This window comes from Mesorhizobium sp. M0088, from assembly GCF_040322895.1.
Lineage (GTDB): Bacteria > Pseudomonadota > Alphaproteobacteria > Rhizobiales > Rhizobiaceae > Mesorhizobium.
Window position 1 is genome coordinate 51,945 of sequence record NZ_JAMYUI010000033.1, and the last position, 18,097, is coordinate 70,041.

The following is an 18,097-nucleotide window of genomic DNA, read 5'->3' on the forward strand; positions in this document are numbered from 1 at the left end:
ATTCTTTTGGTTCGGCATAACAGATGATGATTGCTCGTCTTCGACGTGCCATGCGATGGCAATCGCTCCCGCTTGTCGCCGGCTTCGCCGTGCTGGCGCTGATTGTCGGCAGCCGTGCCATGCTGGTCGAGGAACAGCGGGCCAACCGCGCCGCCGCGCGCGAGGCAATCGAATATCAGCAATTGCTTTCGGGCCTGCTTTCTCTGGCGCAGGAAGCCGAGGGCGGCCAGCGGGGCTACCTGCTGACCGGCGAGAAATCCTATCTCGAACCCTATCGGAGCGCTGTCGGCGCCATTCCGGGCCAACTTGCCCGCATCGACAGCTTGACCGCCCCCGACGACCAGCTCGTCCAGCCGATCAACCATATCAAGGACGCGCTTTCGCAAAAGCAGGCTGAACTGGCCGAGACGATTGCCCTTTACGACCAGGGCAATGCGACGAAAGCGCTGGATCTGATTCGCAGCGGCCAGGGCAAGGCCGTGATGGACGAAATCCGGACCAGCATGGATACGGTCCGACGCATCAGTGCCGCAGCCGTCGCCGCGCGCGACGCGCATACCGACCAGGTCGAGGCCTGGCTACGCATCGGTTCGCTGGCGGCGCTGCTGGCGATCTTCCTGCTTGCCGGCTACGCGATCGGGGAATCGCGCCGCCGCTTCCGTGAGGTTGCCGTTGCCCAGGATGAGTTGGTGCGCAAGAACGTGGCGCTGGGCAATGAGATCGAGACACGTGAAAAGGCCGAATCCCAGATCCGCCAGATGCACAAGATGGAGGCGGTCGGCCAGCTTACAGGTGGCATCGCCCACGACTTCAACAACATGCTGGCGGTGATCATCAGCGCCATGAATCTCGCCCAGCGCAAGCTGGCGCGCGGCGAGCACGACATCGCACAATTCATCGACGCGGCGATCGATGCCGCGACCCGTGCCGCCAATCTGACGGCCCGGCTGCTCGCCTTCTCGCGTCAGCAGCCGCTGGCGCCGCAGGTCGTCGACGCCAACCGTCTGCTGACCGGCATGTCCGACCTGATCCGGCGGGCACTAGGCGAAACCATCCGCATCGAAACGGTGCTGGCGGGCGGCTTGTGGAAAACCCATGCCGACCCGAGCCAGATCGAGAACGCCGTTCTCAATCTGGCCGTCAACGCGCGCGACGCCATGGGCGATGACGGCAAGCTGACCATCGAGACCGCCAACAGCCATCTCGATGAGAGCTACGCAGCCGCCCATGCCGAAGTCGCGGCCGGCCAGTATGTGATGATCGCCGTCAGCGATACCGGTTCGGGCATGACCCCCGATGTCATCGCCAAGGCCTTCGAACCCTTCTTCACCACCAAGGCGGTCAACAAGGGCACCGGCCTGGGCCTGAGCCAGGTGTTCGGCTTCGTCAAACAGTCGGGCGGCCACGTCAACATCTATTCCGAACCCGGCGAAGGCACGACGATCAAGATCTACTTGCCGCGGTATTTCGGCGCCGAAGAGCCGGCCCTGCCCGACGGGCGAGGCAACAGCCCCGCCGCAGCGGTCGCCGAAACGATCCTTGTCGTCGAGGATGATGCCCGCGTGCGGGTCTCCACCACCGAGGCCATACGCGAACTCGGATACACCGTCATTCATGCCGCGAGCGGCGAGGAAGCGTTGCAGAAACTGGCGGAGAGCCCGAACGTCGCCCTTCTGTTCACCGACATCGTCATGCCCGTCATGAACGGCCGCAAGCTGGCGGAAGAAGCGGTCGCGCGCATGCCGCAACTGAAGGTGATCTTCACCACCGGCTTCACCAGGAACGCCGTGGTCCACAACGGCGTGCTCGACCACGACGTGCATTTCCTCGCCAAGCCCTTCACCATCGAGCAACTGGCGGCGAAACTGCGTGACGTGCTCGGCACGACGCAGGTCGCAGCGGATTGATCACAATCGCTTCAGCCTGACGCAGCCGCACTTCTCCACAGGCCGGGATAATCGACAACGAAGCCGTGCGGCGAGACGTTGAGCGTCTCGTCATAGCCGAACACCGGCGCGGCATAGGCGTAGCGAACGGTGTCGAGACGCCGATAGCTCTGATCGAGGCGCACCAGGCTCAGTTCAGGGAAAGTCAGGTAGGCGGCCGGAGCAGGCGCCGCCTCGCCGATGCCTAGGTCGAACCGGCGGATCGCCAACAGGTTCGATGCCGGTGTGAAGCCAAGATCGACATCGACAAGGCCGTCGACACCCTGCTGGACTTCGCCGTTCAGCATCCACTGGCCGTTGGAATCGCGTTCGATCGCATAGTGCAGCTGGCGCGTGCCGAGAAAGCCTTCGATAAGCGCCGCCCGTGTGTGCCAGCCGGCATCGCAATTCACCTCGTAGGCGAGGCAGCACGGCTTGCCGTCCTGGATGAAGATGGCTTGTCCCTTGAGGCTGTGCCCGCCATCGTTCTGCGAAAGCAGACAGGCATCATGCCCCTCCACGTCCAGCCGATGCCAGAGGATCGAAGCCGTCATTGCTGTCATCGTCACCTCCTTCGAATTCAAAACGATGATGTATTCCTTCGCCCGCCAGGCCAATTGTGTTTCACCGCGGCGCGCTTCAGCTGACATGCCCTGACAGAATCCGGGTCCCTGCCGGCAGAGGAAAATTGTTGCCTTGACATTCGCGGCCTCACGCCCGACTTCCTAGCGCACGACCCCGAAATCGAAGTCGATTTCGGAAAGGATCATGCGCAGAATCTAAAGTGCTACAGCGTCCTTTGCGCGTCCAAGAGGACGTGCGGCGCTGTAGTGTCGAGGAGACCAACCCATGCCAGAGCCCCGACGATCGACGATCGATGCCGGAGAAGTGGAACGCTTTTCCGCCCTTGCCGCCGAATGGTGGAACCCGAACGGCAAGTTCCGTCCCCTGCACAAATTCAATCCGGTCCGGTTGGCCTATATCCGCGACCAGATAGCGACGCGCTTCGGCCGTGACCCACGCGCTGCAAGGCCTTTCGAGGGCCTGCGCATCCTCGACATCGGCTGTGGCGGCGGACTTCTGTGCGAGCCGATGGCGCGGCTTGGCGCCGAAGTCGTGGGCGCGGATGCCTCCGAAACCAACATCGAAGTGGCCAAGCTGCACGCCGCCGAGGGCAATGTCAGCGTCGACTATCGCGCCACGACGGCCGAGGACCTTGCCGACGCCGGCGAGAAATTCGACGTCATCCTCAACATGGAAGTGGTCGAGCATGTCGCCGACATCGACCTGTTCGTCGCCAAATGCGGCGAGATGGTGCGGCCCGGCGGCATCATGTTCGTGGCCACCATCAACCGCACGCTGAAGGCGCTGGGCTTAGCCATCATCGGCGCCGAATATGTGCTGCGCTGGCTACCGCGCGGCACCCATCAGTTCGGCAAGCTGGTGCGCCCGGAAGAGCTCGAAAAGGCGCTGGGCGGCGCCGGCCTGACCATCATCGACCGCACCGGCGTCACCTACAACCCGCTGGCCGACCGCTGGGCGCGGTCGAAGGACATGGACGTCAACTACATGGTCCTGGCGGAAAAAGGCTCGGTCTGATCTTATTCTGAATTCTGGCCTTATTCAGATTTCAGCGGCCTGTAGCCGCCGCGCCAGTAGATCAGCGCCTGGCCGGCATCGTGGGTGCGCACGGTCTCGACCGAGCCGATGACGATGGAATGCGTGCCGCGATCGATCATCTCGTCGAGGCTGCAGTCGAACGCGGCCACCGCGTCCGAAAGCAGTAAAGCTCCGGTCTTGAGCGTCATCCATTCGGCGCCCTCATAGCGGTCCTTGCCCTTGATGCCGCCAAAGCCGGAGAACCGCTCGGCCACGCGCTGATGCTGGGGGCCAAGCGAATTGACGCCGAAATGCCGGTAGCGTTCGATCACCGGCCAGGTCGACGACGACCTGTTGACGCAGGCGATCACCTTGGGCGGCTCGGCCGACAGCGAGACGACCGAAATGACCACCAGGCCGGAGCGATCCTCGCCGGTGCCAGCGGTGATGACGCTGACATTGCCGACGATCAGCCGCATCGCGGCCCGAAAATCCGCGACACCGACAGGATTTGCCTCCGAAGTCGTTGGTTCGGTCATGGGGGTTGCTCCTAGGCCGCCGACTGCATGGCGGCCGCTGCGATACGGATGCCCCGCTGTTCGAGGATAGGCAGGACGGTGTCGCGAAAATACGGGAATTCCTCGACATAGTCGACGAAGGACAGCGTCGAGCCGCGAAATCCGGCCTCGTGCAAGGCGGTGATCCCATCAGCGACCTGTTCGGCCGTGCCGGTGAGCGGGAAGCCGCCATGGCCCGCCGCCATCCGATCGCGGATGAGCGCCAGGAGGTCATGCGGGAACGACTGCGCATGCGCAAATTGCAGCTTCACCAGATTGTCGACGGCTGCCCAGTCGGCATTGGCGCGGGCGAAATGCTCGAGATAATCCTTCGCTTCCTTCTCGGTCGGCCGGCAGACGACATGGGCAAAGGTCAGCACGTCGACAGTGCTGCCGGCGGCGACCGCCTGTTGCTTCAGCGCGGCGATCTCGTCCCTGGAGCGTGACAGATCGATTGCCGGCGTGAACAGGAAGTCCGCATTGCGGACAGCGAATTTGCGCCCTTCTTCCGAGCCGGCGGCGTTGAGGATCGGCAGGCGCGCCGACGGCCGCGGATCGCCAAGCACGTTCTTCAGCTTGAAATAGGTGCCGTCCCAGTCGAACGCCTCGGTGCGATCCCACAGCGCCCTGACGATGTCGAACCATTCCTGTGCGTAGCCGTAGCGTGTGATGTGATCGTCGGGCAGCGTCAGCCCGAGCGCTTCATATTCCGGCTTGTTCCAGCCGGCGACGATGTTGAGGCCGATACGGCCGCGGCTGATCTGGTCGATCGTCGCCAATTGCTTGGTGACGACGACAGGGTGATTGGCCGCCGTGTGGGTGGTGGCGAAAACCGTGATGTTGCGGGTGAGCGCCAGGAGCCCTGCGGCCCAGGTGATCGTCTCCAGCACGTTGCCGTGGAAATTGGTCTCGCCCCCATAGCCGATCCAGCGGGCGATCGGCAGCATGAAATCGATACCGGCGTCGTCGAGCAGATGCGCCAGCCGCAGATTGTTGTCCCAGGAACTGACCCATCGTTCGGGAACCTTGGTGACGGTCATGCCGCCGGAACAATTGGAAGCGAAGGTCCCTAGAAAGAAGGGCTGTGCGTTGGCTGCGGTCTTGTCGAGCATGCTCATCGGTCGCGTTCTCCTCATTTTTAGGTTATATTTTATAATAGAAAGTCTATCATAAAATCATATGGACGCAATCGGCCGGATCGGCGCATGCTGCCGGGCGGGGAGACATGATGAACGACCGGCGCAAACCATTGGAAACACAAGCCAAGCTGCTGGATCGCGGCTGGCATCTGGCGCGGACGCCGCTCGAAATCGACGTCGCCGAAATCGAATATGCGCTGATGCGCTCCTACGAGGCGTTCGGCCACTGGCAGGCGGAATGCCTGGCGACGGTGATCGAGTTTTCCGCCAGCGGGCCGGAAAATGCGCTGCTTCACATCATCAGGATGAACGACCGGCCAAAGAGCGTCCGCGACCTGGCGCAGATGACCAACAGAGACGACATCCCCAACATCCAGTACAGCCTGCGCAAATTGCTCAAGGGCGGCCTGGTCAAGCGAACCGGCAGCGGCAGGGCCGGCGTCACCTACGAGGTCACGCCGCTTGGGTTTCGAGTCACCGAACGCTATGCCGACATCCGGTCCGTCCTGCTCATCGAAGCGGTGACACGCGTCCCGGAGATGGCGGCCAAGCTCGAGGAAGCGGCGCGCACACTGGAGCTGATGACCGGCATCTACGAACAGGCGGCCCGCGCCGCGGCCACTCATCGCCGCCGGCACCCAAGGCCGGAACCCGGTGGCGAAGAGAACGAAACCGACGCCGGCTGAGGCGCGAAAGCGCTTACGCCGCCTGCCTTTGCAGCTTCGTGCCGGTCTGGCTTTGTGCCCTGGTGGTGATGAACACGCCCGCGGTGATGATGACCGCGCCCGCCCAGGTCAGCAGCTGATAGTGCTCGCCGAGGAAGATGGTTCCGGCAAACAGGCCGACGGCCGCCGCCACATAACCGATCTGGCTGAGATAGACCGGACCGCCAACCGCCTGCAGCCGGAAGAAGAAGGCGAACATCGCCGATGCCGACGCAACCTGCGCGACCACCACCAGCGGCACGCCGCCGAGTGGCGCGAAAGCCTCGCCGCCGAACAGGAGGAGAATGCCGGCAAGCAGCATCGCCGCCGACGCCAGATGGCTGCCGACGGCAAGCTCGATCGGGCCGGTGCCGTCCGGCCAGTCGACCGTGCGGTAGATGTTGCCGGCGGCAAGGCTGACCGGAATGAGCAACCCCATCGCCACCCAGAACAAATCGGCCGGCTGGCCGGCCTCGCCGCGCGTCACCGCGACCATGACGGCGCCGACGAAGCCGACGGCGATGCCGACAATGCCCAGCATGTTGGGGCGCCGGACACGCAACAGGATCGAGAACACCAGTGTGATGACAGGCGACAGGGTGAACATGATGCCGGTGTAGCCGGCGCCCAGATGCGGGATGGCCGAGAACATCAGGAGGTTGGGGACGGCATAGGACACCGCGGCGGTGACGAAGAAATAGCGGAATTTGTGCGCGGTGAGCCGGACCCGCTGGCCGCGAGCCAGGAGCACGCACAGCAAGACGCCGCCGGCGCCGAGCGAGATGACGAAGGCCCAGACCATGGCCGGCACGCCGGCAGCCGTGGCGAGCTTGCCGAATGGCAGCGTCAGGCCGAGCAGGCCGCCGGTGACGACCAGCAGGCCGAGCGCCGAATCCCAAAGACGTTTCATTGACCGAATCCTGTAGCGCGGCCCTTGGCCGGCATTGCATGTTAAGATAAGATAATGGAAAGATTCTTAACGTCAAGATATATGATGGTGAGACAATTGGACAGGGCAGCAAGAGCGATCGAGCAATGGAGGCGGGAGCGGCCCGATCTGGATGTCTCGCCAATGGGTGTGCTCGGGCGGCTGAACGAGGCCGCCTCGCTGATCGCCCGCGAGCGCCTGGCGCCGTTGTTTGCCCGTTATGGATTGCAGTCCGGGGAATTTGACGTGCTGGCAACGCTGCGCCGTTCAGGCTCTCCCTACGCGCTGACGCCGACCGCTCTCTACGAGGCGACGATGGTGACGTCCGGCGCCATGACCAACAGGCTAGACCGGCTCGAAACGTCCGGATTGATCCTGCGCGGGCCGCATCCCAACGATAGGCGCGGCATTGTCGTGCGGCTGACCGACAAGGGCCTGGCCTTGATCGACGACGCTGTTGCCGCCCATGTCGCCAACGAGCATGAGGTTCTCGCGGGCCTCACCGGCGACGAACGAGAGACGCTGGCTCAGCTGCTTGGCAAATTGATCGGAAGCTTGAGCTAGCCTATCAATTATGATCATCGGCAACGCATCAGCTGTTTCGGATCGGAATGCGCCAAAGCCTACGAAAGAGGGGCAGGTCAGTTTGACGAATGCCTTTCGGCTCGCCTGATACGCCTCTGATGTCGCCGTCGCGCGAAAAAGACGATCACATCGGCCAGCCAAGCTGGCGCATTGAGATCGAGCAAGGCATTGCGCGAGTCATCAATTCTCCTGGCATGCATCGCTACATTGGAGAATTCCAAGGACTCCAACTCTACCCGACTGGCTTCGACCCAATTGCGGATACTCGCCCCATCCGGCAATTTGGCTGCGAAAGCCTGTTCCCGTCCCATACAAATCCCCTCCACGCGCGCGCGCAATTGCTCTTCATAGCCAATGCCGCGCCGAAAGAGACGTGCATGCGTCGCCTCATGCACGATGGTGCTTGCGATCTGCTCAGTCACCGTCTGTTCGTCCAGAACAAACCGTCGGTCGATCTCACAAGTAGCGGTTGATTTTATGAAGCGCCCAAGAGCTCCGGGAATGGTTGTGATCCAGATCCGATTTAGATCGCGGATAATTCGCCTGTATCGAACAGGATCGAATTGTTTAATCAATCCAAGAGCGGCAACAACCCTGTCTGCATCTTTCCCGGCATGATCGTTGTTACAAAAGACCGGCAGCCCGTCGATCGTTCTCTTGGAGACAAACTTTATGGCCAGCCAATCGAAAAAGCGGATCACCCTGTCCGATAAATGCCGTTTTTCGATTTTCTCCGGCTGGGGCAAGACTGTCCTCAGTTGCGATCGTCCGGGAACACCGGGATGGGCATGAACTCGACGCCGTCCTCGGCTAGGCTCTTGGCCTCGTCCAGCGTCGCCTCGCCATAGATGCCGCGCGGGTCGCTCTCGCCGAAATGGATCTTTCGCGCTTCCTCGGCGAACTTGTCGCCGACATAGTCGGCATTCTCGCGCACCTTCTCGGCCATCGCCTTCAGTTGCGCCAGGGCCTGCTTCTGCGCCTCGCCCATGGCCAGCGCTATGGTTTCCTGCTTGCGCGCCGTGGAGACGGCCGGCGCCATCAGCGCCTTCTGCACCTTGTGCGACCCGCAGGTGGGGCAATCGACAAAGCCGCGCTTCTTCTGGGTGTCGAAATCGTCGTTGCTGCGGAACCAGCCTTCGAATTCGTGCTCGTGCTCGCAGATCAGGGCAAAGCGGATCAAGAGGCTGCACCCCTGAGCCGCGGCGCCTCGCCCGAACCGGCATTGACGGCGAAATCCCGTGCATTTCTGAGATTGGGGATCTTCTTGCGCGCGGCAAGCGACTGCGCCGGGTCGATCTCGGCGACGATCACATCAGGCGCGTCATGCGCGGCTTCCGCGATGATACGGCCCCACGGATCGACGATCAGCGAATGACCGTAGGTCTCGCGGCCATCCTCATGCAGGCCACCTTGCGCAGCGGCGACGACATAGGCGCCGTTCTCGATGGCGCGGGCCCTGAGCAGCACGTGCCAGTGTGCCTCGCCGGTCTGGCGGGTGAAGGCGGCAGGTACGGAAAGCAGGTCGGCGCCGGCCAGTGCCTCGGCGCGGAAGAGCTGCGGAAAGCGCAGATCGTAGCAAACGGCGAAGCCGAGCTTTGCACCCTCGATCTCGGTGACGACGGCCTCGGTGCCCGGTTCGTAAGCCGCGGATTCGCGCCAGCTTTCGCCATTATCGAGGTCGACGTCGAACATATGGATCTTGTCGTAGGTGGCGAGCGCGGCGCCGTCCGGCCCGAACAGCAGCGCCCGGTTGGCGAGCTTGCCGTCCGCGCGCAAAATCGCGGTCGAGCCGATATGCAGGAAGACGCCGAGCTCCCTGGCCAGCCTGCGCGCGGTCGCGACGACGATGTCCTTGTCCTCGGAGGTGAAGGAGGCTGCGCGGGCTTGCCTGTCGCGGATCAGCGCCCCGGTCATTTCCGGCGTCTGGATATAGGTGGCACCCAAGCTGGCTGCTTCGCGCACCAGCCGTTCGAGATCCACGGCGTTGCGCTCGGGACTCTCGCCCGAGCGCATCTGGATCGCAGCGGCTTTGAAAACACCCATCGTCATTCCCTCAATTCGTCGCGCCGTTGGCGAGCAGTTTGTCCAGCCGGCCTTCGGCCTCTAGCTCGTGGAGGTCGTCACAGCCGCCGACATGCGTATCGCCGATGAAAATCTGCGGAAAGGTCGTGCGGCCATGCGCCCGTGAGATCATCTCCTGGCGCAGTTCCGGCGAGAAGGAGGCATCGTGCTCGGTAAAGGCGACGCCCTTGCGCTCGAGCAGCCGCTTGGCTGCCGTGCAATAGCCGCACATCATGCGGGTGTAGATCGTGACATCGGCCATGACGAATTTCCGCTGTTCGTTGCCGACTTATATAGTCGCGGACTCGTCCGCCCGGAAGTCCCCCGGCAACACACGGGCAAAGGTCAGCACGTCGACGGCGGCCGCACCTCCCCTTTTCAGCGCCTTGGTGGCGGAACGCACCGTGGCGCCGGTGGTGTAGACATCGTCGATCAAAAGCACCCTGCGGCCGGCGATCTCGATTTCCGCCTCGGCGGGTACCCGAAAGGCCGCCCGGACATTCTCCTCGCGCTCGCTGCGCTCCAGCCCGACCTGCTGGCGGGTGAGTTTCACGCGCCGCACCGCCGAGGGGGCGAAGGGCAGTTGACTAAGCGTCGAGACCGCCCTCGCCAGTTCCGCAGATTGGTTGAAGCGCCGCCTGAAAAAGCGCCGCCAGTGCAGCGGCACCGGCACCACCACATCCGCGTCGGCGATGAGATCGGCACCGGCGCGAACCATCCAGCGCGCCATCCATGGTGCCAGATCGGTGCGATCCTGGTATTTCAGCCCCTGCACCATCTGTCGGGCAACGCCGGAATAGGCGACCGCCGCCCGCGCCCGCTCGAAAGGCGGCGGATCGGCAATCGCCTCGGCCGACAGAAAGCCTTCGCCCCTATGGTGGGTGAACGGCGTGCCCATGACCGGGCACCATGGCCGCTCCAGCAGCCTGAGCTTCGGCCAGCAGGCGCCGCACAGCACGCCTGGCTGCGAGACATGCCGGCGGCAACCGGCGCAGACCGGCGGAAACAGCATCCGCGCCGGCCAGCCGACAACCGACCGGGCCAGGTTCGTGATCGCGATGGACTTGATCTTGGGCATCGGATCGGCCAGGTGGTTGCTCCTGCACGCCACTATATCAACGATCTCGGAGCGTGGACAAACAAAGGATCTGCCCGTTGCAGCCGATAATGGATACCTCTCTGTGGCTGGCGCACAAGCGGCGCGCGCTTGCCCATCCGGTCGACGGTGCGGACTTTCTCATGCGCCGCACGGCCGAGGACCTTGCCGACCGGCTGGGCGCCGTCGAGCGCAGGTTCGGCAAGGCGGCTGTGCTGTTTTGCCAGACGCCGGCGGCGGCCGAAACGCTCGCCGAAAGCAGCAAGGTCGCCGACATTGTCCGCGTCGAGGCGGACACGGCCTTCCTGAGCGGTGGCGGCGCCGGCTTGATCGCACCGCTCGAAACCGTGCCGTTCGAACCCGAAAGCCTCGATCTGGCGGTGTCGCTTCTGTCGCTGCAGGCCATGAACGACATCCCCGGCATGCTGATCCAGATCCGCCGTGCGTTGCGGCCGGATGGGCTTTTCCTCGGCGCCTTTGCCGGCGCCGGTACGCTTTTCGAATTGCGCGAAAGCCTGCTTTCGGCCGAGACCGAGCTTTACGGCGGCGCCAGCCCGCGTGTCGCCCCGTTCACCGACGTGCGCGATGCCGGTGCGCTGCTGCAGCGCGCCGGTCTCGCTCTGCCGGTCGCCGACGTCGAGACGGTGACCGTGCGCTATGCCAGCCTGTTCAACCTGATGGCGGATCTGCGGGCCATGGGCGAAACCAATGCGCTCACCGATCGCAGCCGGCGGCCGGGCTCGCGCAAGCTGTTTGCCCGCGCGGCGGAAATCTACGCCGAGCGGTTTTCCGACCCCGATGGCCGTGTCAGGGCAAGTTTCTCGATTGTCTGGATGTCCGGCTGGGCGCCCGACGCATCGCAGCAAAAACCGCTGAAGCCAGGGTCGGCCAAGGTCTCGCTGAAAACAATCCTGGAGGCGCCCGACGGGCAATGATCCTGCCCGCAGGCGCGGAAAAGTTGGATCAGGGAGTGGGTGCGAAAGCGTTCGCAAGCTTGCTGTTGTTGTCGCTGAACAGCCAGACGATCCCGTCACGGACCTCACCGATACCGCCGATGATGGCCAGCGACAGCACGGCGATGATCACGCCATATTCGACGGCCGTGGCGCCGGTCTCGTCGTTCAAAAAACCCAGCAGGACTGCTTTCATGGCCTCAACCCCTCTGTCCGGGACCCTACAGCCGACCTGTTAAGAAAGGTTAACGGCAAAGGCTTAACAGGCGATGAAACCGCCGCCTTTCCGAAATCTCTTAACCATGTCAGCAGTCGCCGCTGCTCCTGCCATTGGACCTGATGATGCAGACCGAGCTCGGCTGCGGCTGCAGCACGCTGCGGCGCAGCGTGTAGGTTTCGCGATGGCCGATCGAGCCTGTCGCCGCCATGTCAAGCCCGCCGAAACCATCACGGGCCGACAGCGAGCGTGTCTGGCTGTCGAGGAAAGGGGTTACAATCAGCGCCAGCGCCACCGCGGCCGAACCGAACAGCAGCGTGATGCGCAATATGCCCATGCCCGCATCGGCGGCGCGAAAGCCGCGCTCGGGCCGGATCGAATCCCAATCCCTGTCTAGGCTCATGCTATCGCTCCCCGGCAAATCGACGGCTCGGCCGCGAACGGCCATGCCTCAATTTTTCACGACGAGATAAATCTTCCATTAACGCTGGCTGATACACGCCTCGGCCAGGAACCGACCGAACGCGAGCCTCAGAGAAGATCGATGAGGAACGGGATCAGCGGCGCATCGGCCGGCGGCATCGGATAGTCGCGCATCTGCTTCGGCCGCACCCATTTCAGCGTCTGCCCTTCCCTGGGCTGGGCTATGCCGCGAAAGCGGCGGCAGACGAACAGCGGCATCAGCAGGTGGAAATCGTCGTAGGAATGACTGGCGAAAGTAAGCGGCGCCAGGCACGGGATGTCGGTTTCGATGCCGATTTCCTCATGCAGTTCGCGAATGATGCATTGTTCGGGCGTCTCGCCGGGCTCGACCTTGCCGCCGGGAAATTCCCACAACCCGGCAAGTTGCTTGCCCTGAGGCCGCTGCGCCAGAAGCACCCGGCCGTCGGCATCGACCAGCGCGCAGGCGGCGACCAGCAGCAGGCGTTTGCCGGCGGTCACGACCTCATTCATGACCCGGCGGCCGGCGGTAGTGGTAGCGATAGACTTCCTCGAAGCCGAGCGAATGGTAGAGCGCCAGCGCCGGCACATTGTTGGCCTCGACCTGCAGCCAGGCTTCCCGCGCGCCCCGCAGCCGCGCCCATTTGAGCGCCGACAGGATCAGGTTGCGGCAATGGCCCCTGTTGCGCGCCGACTTGTCGGTGGCGACCTCGAACAGGCCGGCGAGATCGCCGTCATGCACGCAGATAAGCGTCGCCAGCGCCTCGGCTCCATCTTCGAGCGCGAACAGCCCGGCTTCGGGCTGGATGGCGCCGAGGATCTCCGACAGGCCGGGCCGCAGCGAAACATCCGAACCGCTGACCTTGAGCAACGCGCCGATGAAGCGGCTGATGTCCTTGAGCGGAATCTGGTCCATGGCGGCGTCGAGCTGCGCGCCGGCCAGCGGCAGCCGCATGACCAGCGACTCGTCGAACCGGCTCCAGCCCTCGCGGTCGAGATGGCTGGCGAGATCTGGGCCCGACAGCGGCGACATGCGGAACGTCAGCGGCCTTCCATAGGCATCGAAACGGCGGCTGGCCCGGCCGATACGGTCGGCCATGTGCATGATATCGCCGGGATCGAGCGGATTGACCGAGTTCAGCCGCTTGGCCGGATGGCCGGCGGTCAGCCGCACCACCCAGGTGCCGTCATAGTGGACGGCGGCTGCCGGCCAGGCGCGAAAGCCGGCCGCCTCGTAGCGGCGTACGATCGCGAGCATGCTTGCCGGATGCCTGGAGCTCAAAACCGTCAGCTCCGATAATCGCCATTGATGGCGACATATTCCTTGGTGAGATCGCAGGTCCACACCGTCGCCTTGCCGCGACCGATGCCGATATCGGCACGGATGCGGATGTCGTCGCGCTTCATGTAGGCCGACGTCGCGGCCTCGGAGTAGCCGGGGTCGCGCTCGCCTTCATGCGCCAGCCTGTTGTCGCCGAACCAGATCGACAGCCGGTCGCGATCGGCGGGTTCGCCGGCCTTGCCGACGGCCATGACGACGCGGCCCCAATTGGCGTCCTCGCCGGCGACCGCCGTCTTGACCAGCGGCGAATTGGCGATCGACAGCGCGATGCGCTTGGCCGAGCGCGCCGATTTGGCGCCGGTGACGGTGACTTCGACCTGCTTGCGGGCGCCCTCGCCGTCGCGCACCACTTGCAGCGCCAGCGATTTCAGCACCTTGCCGAGCGCCCGGCGGAACGCGCCGAGACGGGCATCCCTGGGATCGGTTATCTCCGGCGCGCCGCGGCTGGCGGCCTTGCCGGTGGCGAAGATCAGCAGCGTGTCGCTGGTCGACGTGTCGCTGTCGACGGTGACCGCGTTGAAGGTCTTGGCCGTGCCGCGCGACAACAGATCCTGCAGGACAGGGGCGGCGATCGGCGCATCGGTGGCGATGAAGGAGAGCATCGTCGCCATGTCGGGCGCGATCATGCCGGCGCCCTTGGAAATGCCGTTGATGGTGACATCGGCGTCGCCGAGCTTGACGGTCGCAGTCGCCAGTTTCGGATAGGTATCCGTGGTCATGATCGCCTTTGCCGCCTCGGTCCACAGCCCTGGCTTGCCGTTGCTGACCAGTCCCGCGAGCAGATGGCTGAATTTGCTGGTATCGAGCGGCTCGCCGATGACGCCGGTCGAGGCCAGGAAAACCTCCGCTGCCGTGCAGCCGGCCGCCTTCGCCGCGGCCTCGCCGGTCAGCGCGGTCGACTCGCGGCCTTTCTTGCCGGTGAAGGCGTTGGCGTTGCCGGAATTGACGACCAGCACCCGGGCCTTGCCTGCGCCGAGATTCTGCCGGCAGAAATCGACCGGCGCCGAGGGGCATTTCGATTTCGTGAACACGCCGGCGATCGCGGTGCCTTCATCGAAGACCATGGTCAAAAGATCGGTGCGGTTCTTGTACTTTATCCCTGCCTCGGCGGTGGCGATGCGCACCCCTTCGATTTCCGGCATTTTGGGGTATTTCTTCGGCGCGAGCGGCGAAATCGTCGTGGACATGGAGGCCTCGGGCGGGAAAAATCGCAGGGGAAGGCCGGTTTGCCCGATAGACCGCGCGGGCGCAAGGCGTTTTCGTCGCTCTTGCCCGGGAGCTCGAACCCGCTCGTGGTTAGGCCTGCATTTCAAATCCGATGGCGTCGCCGGGGCCGATGGCGTTATGATCTGCCCCATGGGCAGGCTTGCGATCCTTGCATGGGCATTTCTGGGACTTTTGCTGCTGAGCGCGGATGCGCAGCCGCAACGGCGGGTAGCGCTTGTCATCGGCAACGGCACTTACGCCGAAGCCGGCACGCTGGCCAATCCTGTGAACGACGCCCTCGACATCGCCGACAAGCTGCGCTCGATCGGCTTCGAGGTCATCGAGGGCAATGATCTCGGCAAGCGTGAACTCGAACGCAGCATCGGCGCGTTTTCCGATGCGCTCCAGGGCGCCGGCGTCGGGCTTTTCTATTATGCCGGCCACGGCCTGCAAGTCGACGGGCGCAACTACATCGTGCCGGTCGACGCCAGGCTGGACGTACCGGTCAAGCTGCAGCTCGAGGCCGTGCCGATCGACGAAGTCCTCGACATCATGGAACAGCAGACCAAGGTCAGCCTGGTGTTTCTCGATGCCTGCCGCAACAATCCATTTGCCCGCAGTCTCAGCCGCACCGCCACCACGCGCTCGGCGAAGGCGCTGGCCGGGCTGGCGCAGTTCGATTCGACGCGTGGCTCGTTCATCGCCTTCTCGACGGCACCTGGCGCTGTCGCCATGGACGGCAGCGGACGCAACTCGCCCTTCGCCGCCGCCCTGCTGCGCCACATCGCCGAGCCCGGCCAGAGCATCAACGACATGATGATCGCGGTGCGCCGCGACGTGGTTTCGCAAACCCGCGAAACCCAGCGCCCCTGGGAGCAGGGATCGCTGCTCGAACGCTTCGAATTCGTCTCGGACGGACAACCCGCAGAGCCACAAAGGCCGGCCGCGGTGCCGGCGCCTTCGACGGAAGTCGCCGCACTTGAACGCTCTGTCGGCGACGACAAGGGATCGATCGAGAAATTCCTGCGCCAGGACTATCTGACGCCGGACACCAGGGCGATGAGCGAGACCGTCAAACGGCTCTACGGCCCATCCGCCATCATCTTCGGAACCCGCTACGACGCCGACGCCATCGTCAAGGTCAAGGCCGACTGGTTCGCGCAGTGGGCCTCCTGGTCGCTAAGCATGGAGGCCGGCAGCCTGGAAGTCGCTCCGCAGGGCGAAGATCGCGCCGAGGCAGTCTTTGCGATGCGCTACGACTATCTTCCAAAGGACACGTCGGCGGCACGCCTGACCGGCAAGGCGCGCGTCACGCTTGGGCTGGTCAAGGCCGGCGGCGGCTGGCGTATCGAATCCGAGACATCGCAGGCGATGCAGTAGGCGTGATCCCACGGCAGCCGGGCAATTTAAGCCGGCAGCGTCTCATAGCGATAGGAATTTTTTCTTGACTCGGTGAGGGCAGCTATGCTACATTTTTGCCCATGGTGCTGATTTGCGCCAGTGACCCGCCGCCCGGCGGGTTTTTGCCTTTGGAGCTTCGCCAACCGACACGCCGGTAGACTTCCAGAGAATAAACTTAACCCCTGCCGCTACCATCCGTTCCTGAAGCTTGAAAACGCGCCGTTTCGTTTGAGCATCGGGTCGCCTATATTGCCGGCGATAGTGTTGGCGAGGAGACAGAGATGGCCGAGGACGCCGATCCGGCGCGCAGATCAATCGGTGCGCGGCGCAACCCCGACAGCGCCGATGCCATTCTCGAAGCCGCCGAGGCCGTGCTGGTCGAAGCCGGTTATGCCGGTTTTTCCATCGAAGCCGTGGCGCGGCGGGCCCGCGCCGGCAAACCCACCATCTATCGCTGGTGGCCGAGCAAGGCAGCGTTGCTGCTTGAGGTCTACCAGCGCCAGAAGCGCGTCGATGTTCCCGATACGGGCCGGCTGGAGGAGGATCTCGTCGGCTTCCTGAAAAACCTGTTCACCCACTGGCGCGAGACATCGTCGGGAAGCGTGTTCCGGTCGCTGATCGCCGAGGCCCAGTCCGACGAGACCGCTGCCGCAGCCCTTGCCGACTACTCGCTGGGCCGACGGTCCCATACCGGCCAGATCATCGAACGCGCCAAGGCAAAGGGCGAAATCCCGGCCGACATCGATTCAGCTGTTGTCGCAGACCTCATCGCCTCCTTCGCCTGGAGACATCTGTTGACCAACCGGCTCGACGAGGATGAAGCGACCATCGGCAAGGCGGTCAAATACGTGATGCGAGGCATAACGGCACTCGCCCCCTAAAAATACGGCAACGAAAAAGGGCGCGGCAACCCCTGGCTGCCGCGCCCTTTTTCAAGGAGCTATCAGTCTTACTTGGCGCTTTCCAGCGTATCGACCGTCTTTTTCAAGTTCGCGTCGGGGATCTCGATCTTGGCGCCGGCGCGCAGCGACTTGACCAGTGCGAAATACTTGTCGCGGATGACCGCCTGCTTGGCCTGGTCCTTGACGTCGTCGAAGGCCGGCGGCTGCTTGGTGCGCTTGTCCTCGAGCTTGATGACATGCCAGCCGAACTGCGTTTGCACCGGCTGCTCGGTGTATTTGCCGACCTCGAGCGCGGAGGCCGCCTTGTCGAACTCCGGCACCATCTGGCCAGGTCCGAACCAGCCGAGATCGCCGCCGCTGGTCTTGCCCGAGGGATCGCTGGTGTGCTCGTTGGCGAGCTTCTGGAAGTCGGCGCCGCCATCGAGCTGCTTGATGATGGCCTCGGCCTCTTCCTTGGTCTTCACGAGGATGTGACGGGCATGCAGCTCATTGGTGGGCGGCGTGTTGGCGATTTCCTGGTCGTAACGGGCGCGGACCTCGGCGTCGGTGACCTTGTCGACGACGCCCTTCTCGACCATCTCGCCATGCAGCGCGCGCTGCTGCAGGAAAGCCATGCGGCGCTGGAAGTCGGGATCCTTGTCGAGCCCTGTGGTGACCGCCTCGGCGGCCATGACGCGGATCTCGATGGCAGCCGAAAGGGCGGCGGCACGGCGCTGCTCGGGCGGCAATTGCGCGAACTGCTGCGACAATTCCCCTTCGGCAAGCACCAGATCTGCTTCGGTCAGGGGCTGGCCGTTGACCGTGGCGATAACCTTATTCGGATCGACCGGTGCCGCGGCTGGCGCTGCTGCATCCGCCGGAGCGGGAGCGGTTTGCTGCGCCATCACAGGCGAGAGCGAAAGGGCCGACAGGCCGACGGCCAAGCCAAGGCTGGCGAGCGACGCGCGGCGGAACAACAGGGGCATAGGGCGACTCCGGTGGGGATTGTTAAGAGGGGTGCTTCCAGATCGGCCAGATTGTGGCGGAATTTGGCGCAGCCAG

The 18,097-nt window shown here is 63.9% G+C and carries 22 protein-coding genes; 7 read left to right on the forward strand and 15 right to left on the reverse strand.

The window, feature by feature from the left end; translation table 11 throughout:
* Nucleotides 1-50: 50 nt before the first annotated feature.
* On the forward strand, nt 51-1,907 hold the full coding sequence (locus NKJ67_RS30905; RefSeq protein WP_352585054.1) for a CHASE3 domain-containing protein: 1,857 nt from the start codon (nt 51-53) through the stop codon (nt 1,905-1,907).
* A gap of 11 nt (nt 1,908-1,918) precedes the next feature.
* Here NKJ67_RS30905 and NKJ67_RS30910 read toward each other — a convergent pair whose 3' ends face one another.
* Complete coding sequence (locus NKJ67_RS30910; RefSeq protein WP_127379977.1) at nt 1,919-2,488, reverse strand: putative glycolipid-binding domain-containing protein; 570 nt, start codon at nt 2,486-2,488, stop codon at nt 1,919-1,921.
* Nucleotides 2,489-2,774: 286 nt separating this feature from the next.
* Between NKJ67_RS30910 and ubiG the strand changes: the two genes are divergently transcribed.
* On the forward strand, nt 2,775-3,524 hold the full coding sequence (gene ubiG, locus NKJ67_RS30915; protein ID WP_023811162.1) for a bifunctional 2-polyprenyl-6-hydroxyphenol methylase/3-demethylubiquinol 3-O-methyltransferase UbiG: 750 nt from the start codon (nt 2,775-2,777) through the stop codon (nt 3,522-3,524).
* A gap of 20 nt (nt 3,525-3,544) precedes the next feature.
* Here ubiG and NKJ67_RS30920 read toward each other — a convergent pair whose 3' ends face one another.
* Together NKJ67_RS30920 and NKJ67_RS30925 are read right to left on the reverse strand one after the other, a co-directional pair.
* The gene (locus NKJ67_RS30920; RefSeq protein ID WP_352585056.1) at nt 3,545-4,063 is read right to left on the reverse strand and encodes a flavin reductase family protein; all 519 of its coding nucleotides are present in this window, start codon (nt 4,061-4,063) and stop codon (nt 3,545-3,547) included.
* A gap of 11 nt (nt 4,064-4,074) precedes the next feature.
* Nucleotides 4,075-5,199 carry an LLM class flavin-dependent oxidoreductase gene (locus tag NKJ67_RS30925; RefSeq protein ID WP_352585058.1) on the reverse strand — a complete coding sequence of 375 codons (1,125 nt, stop codon included), beginning with the start codon at nt 5,197-5,199 and terminating at the stop codon, nt 4,075-4,077.
* A 110-nt stretch (nt 5,200-5,309) separates the two neighbouring features.
* On the opposite strand from NKJ67_RS30925, the gene NKJ67_RS30930 reads away from it, so the two are divergent.
* Nucleotides 5,310-5,906, forward strand: a complete 597-nt coding sequence (locus tag NKJ67_RS30930) for a winged helix DNA-binding protein (RefSeq protein ID WP_127271360.1) — start codon at nt 5,310-5,312, stop codon at nt 5,904-5,906.
* A 13-nt stretch (nt 5,907-5,919) separates the two neighbouring features.
* Here the strand turns inward: NKJ67_RS30930 and NKJ67_RS30935 are convergent, their stop codons facing one another.
* The gene (locus tag NKJ67_RS30935) at nt 5,920-6,834 is read right to left on the reverse strand and encodes a DMT family transporter (protein WP_352585060.1); all 915 of its coding nucleotides are present in this window, start codon (nt 6,832-6,834) and stop codon (nt 5,920-5,922) included.
* A gap of 96 nt (nt 6,835-6,930) precedes the next feature.
* On the opposite strand from NKJ67_RS30935, the gene NKJ67_RS30940 reads away from it, so the two are divergent.
* The gene (locus NKJ67_RS30940) at nt 6,931-7,416 is read left to right on the forward strand and encodes a MarR family winged helix-turn-helix transcriptional regulator (protein ID WP_352585090.1); all 486 of its coding nucleotides are present in this window, start codon (nt 6,931-6,933) and stop codon (nt 7,414-7,416) included.
* 77 nt (nt 7,417-7,493) lie between these two features.
* Here the strand turns inward: NKJ67_RS30940 and NKJ67_RS30945 are convergent, their stop codons facing one another.
* From NKJ67_RS30945 to NKJ67_RS30965, 5 genes are read right to left on the reverse strand one after another with little or no spacing between them, the layout of a single operon-like run.
* The gene (locus tag NKJ67_RS30945) at nt 7,494-8,183 is read right to left on the reverse strand and encodes a hypothetical protein (protein WP_352585062.1); all 690 of its coding nucleotides are present in this window, start codon (nt 8,181-8,183) and stop codon (nt 7,494-7,496) included.
* A gap of 8 nt (nt 8,184-8,191) precedes the next feature.
* On the reverse strand, nt 8,192-8,617 hold the full coding sequence (locus NKJ67_RS30950; RefSeq protein ID WP_023811158.1) for a DUF1178 family protein: 426 nt from the start codon (nt 8,615-8,617) through the stop codon (nt 8,192-8,194).
* Entirely contained in the window at nt 8,614-9,480 is an 867-nt protein-coding gene (locus NKJ67_RS30955; RefSeq protein WP_127409141.1) for a carbon-nitrogen hydrolase family protein, read from the reverse strand. The genes NKJ67_RS30950 and NKJ67_RS30955 overlap by 4 nt, the downstream gene beginning before the upstream one ends.
* 10 nt (nt 9,481-9,490) lie before the next feature.
* Nucleotides 9,491-9,760, reverse strand: coding sequence for a glutaredoxin 3 (gene grxC, locus NKJ67_RS30960; RefSeq protein ID WP_127271365.1), 270 nt, complete (start codon nt 9,758-9,760; stop codon nt 9,491-9,493).
* A gap of 27 nt (nt 9,761-9,787) precedes the next feature.
* A complete protein-coding gene (locus NKJ67_RS30965; RefSeq protein WP_352585092.1) occupies nt 9,788-10,588 on the reverse strand; it encodes a ComF family protein in 801 nt (266 codons plus the stop codon).
* 65 nt (nt 10,589-10,653) lie between these two features.
* On the opposite strand from NKJ67_RS30965, the gene NKJ67_RS30970 reads away from it, so the two are divergent.
* Nucleotides 10,654-11,529, forward strand: coding sequence for a class I SAM-dependent methyltransferase (locus NKJ67_RS30970; protein ID WP_352585065.1), 876 nt, complete (start codon nt 10,654-10,656; stop codon nt 11,527-11,529).
* A gap of 28 nt (nt 11,530-11,557) precedes the next feature.
* Here NKJ67_RS30970 and NKJ67_RS30975 read toward each other — a convergent pair whose 3' ends face one another.
* The 5 genes from NKJ67_RS30975 to argJ form a co-directional block, all read right to left on the reverse strand.
* A complete protein-coding gene (locus tag NKJ67_RS30975; protein WP_352441702.1) occupies nt 11,558-11,743 on the reverse strand; it encodes a Flp family type IVb pilin in 186 nt (61 codons plus the stop codon).
* Nucleotides 11,744-11,852: 109 nt separating this feature from the next.
* The gene (locus NKJ67_RS30980; protein ID WP_352585067.1) at nt 11,853-12,167 is read right to left on the reverse strand and encodes a hypothetical protein; all 315 of its coding nucleotides are present in this window, start codon (nt 12,165-12,167) and stop codon (nt 11,853-11,855) included.
* Nucleotides 12,168-12,295: 128 nt separating this feature from the next.
* On the reverse strand, nt 12,296-12,718 hold the full coding sequence (locus NKJ67_RS30985) for a (deoxy)nucleoside triphosphate pyrophosphohydrolase (protein WP_352554399.1): 423 nt from the start codon (nt 12,716-12,718) through the stop codon (nt 12,296-12,298).
* On the reverse strand, nt 12,711-13,463 hold the full coding sequence (locus NKJ67_RS30990; protein ID WP_352585068.1) for a GNAT family N-acetyltransferase: 753 nt from the start codon (nt 13,461-13,463) through the stop codon (nt 12,711-12,713). The genes NKJ67_RS30985 and NKJ67_RS30990 overlap by 8 nt, the downstream gene beginning before the upstream one ends.
* Before the next feature lie 29 nt (nt 13,464-13,492).
* Nucleotides 13,493-14,734, reverse strand: a complete 1,242-nt coding sequence (gene argJ / locus NKJ67_RS30995; protein WP_352585070.1) for a bifunctional glutamate N-acetyltransferase/amino-acid acetyltransferase ArgJ — start codon at nt 14,732-14,734, stop codon at nt 13,493-13,495.
* A 169-nt stretch (nt 14,735-14,903) separates the two neighbouring features.
* Here argJ and NKJ67_RS31000 point away from each other — a divergent pair, with 169 nt between their 5' ends.
* Both NKJ67_RS31000 and NKJ67_RS31005 read left to right on the forward strand, forming a co-directional pair.
* Nucleotides 14,904-16,133 carry a caspase family protein gene (locus tag NKJ67_RS31000; RefSeq protein ID WP_352585072.1) on the forward strand — a complete coding sequence of 410 codons (1,230 nt, stop codon included), beginning with the start codon at nt 14,904-14,906 and terminating at the stop codon, nt 16,131-16,133.
* Between the two features lie 302 nt (nt 16,134-16,435).
* A complete protein-coding gene (locus tag NKJ67_RS31005) occupies nt 16,436-17,035 on the forward strand; it encodes a TetR/AcrR family transcriptional regulator (RefSeq protein WP_352585074.1) in 600 nt (199 codons plus the stop codon).
* A 68-nt stretch (nt 17,036-17,103) separates the two neighbouring features.
* On the opposite strand, the gene NKJ67_RS31010 is transcribed toward NKJ67_RS31005, so the two are convergent.
* On the reverse strand, nt 17,104-18,021 hold the full coding sequence (locus NKJ67_RS31010; protein ID WP_352585076.1) for a peptidylprolyl isomerase: 918 nt from the start codon (nt 18,019-18,021) through the stop codon (nt 17,104-17,106).
* Between the last annotated feature and the right edge of the window lie 76 nt (nt 18,022-18,097).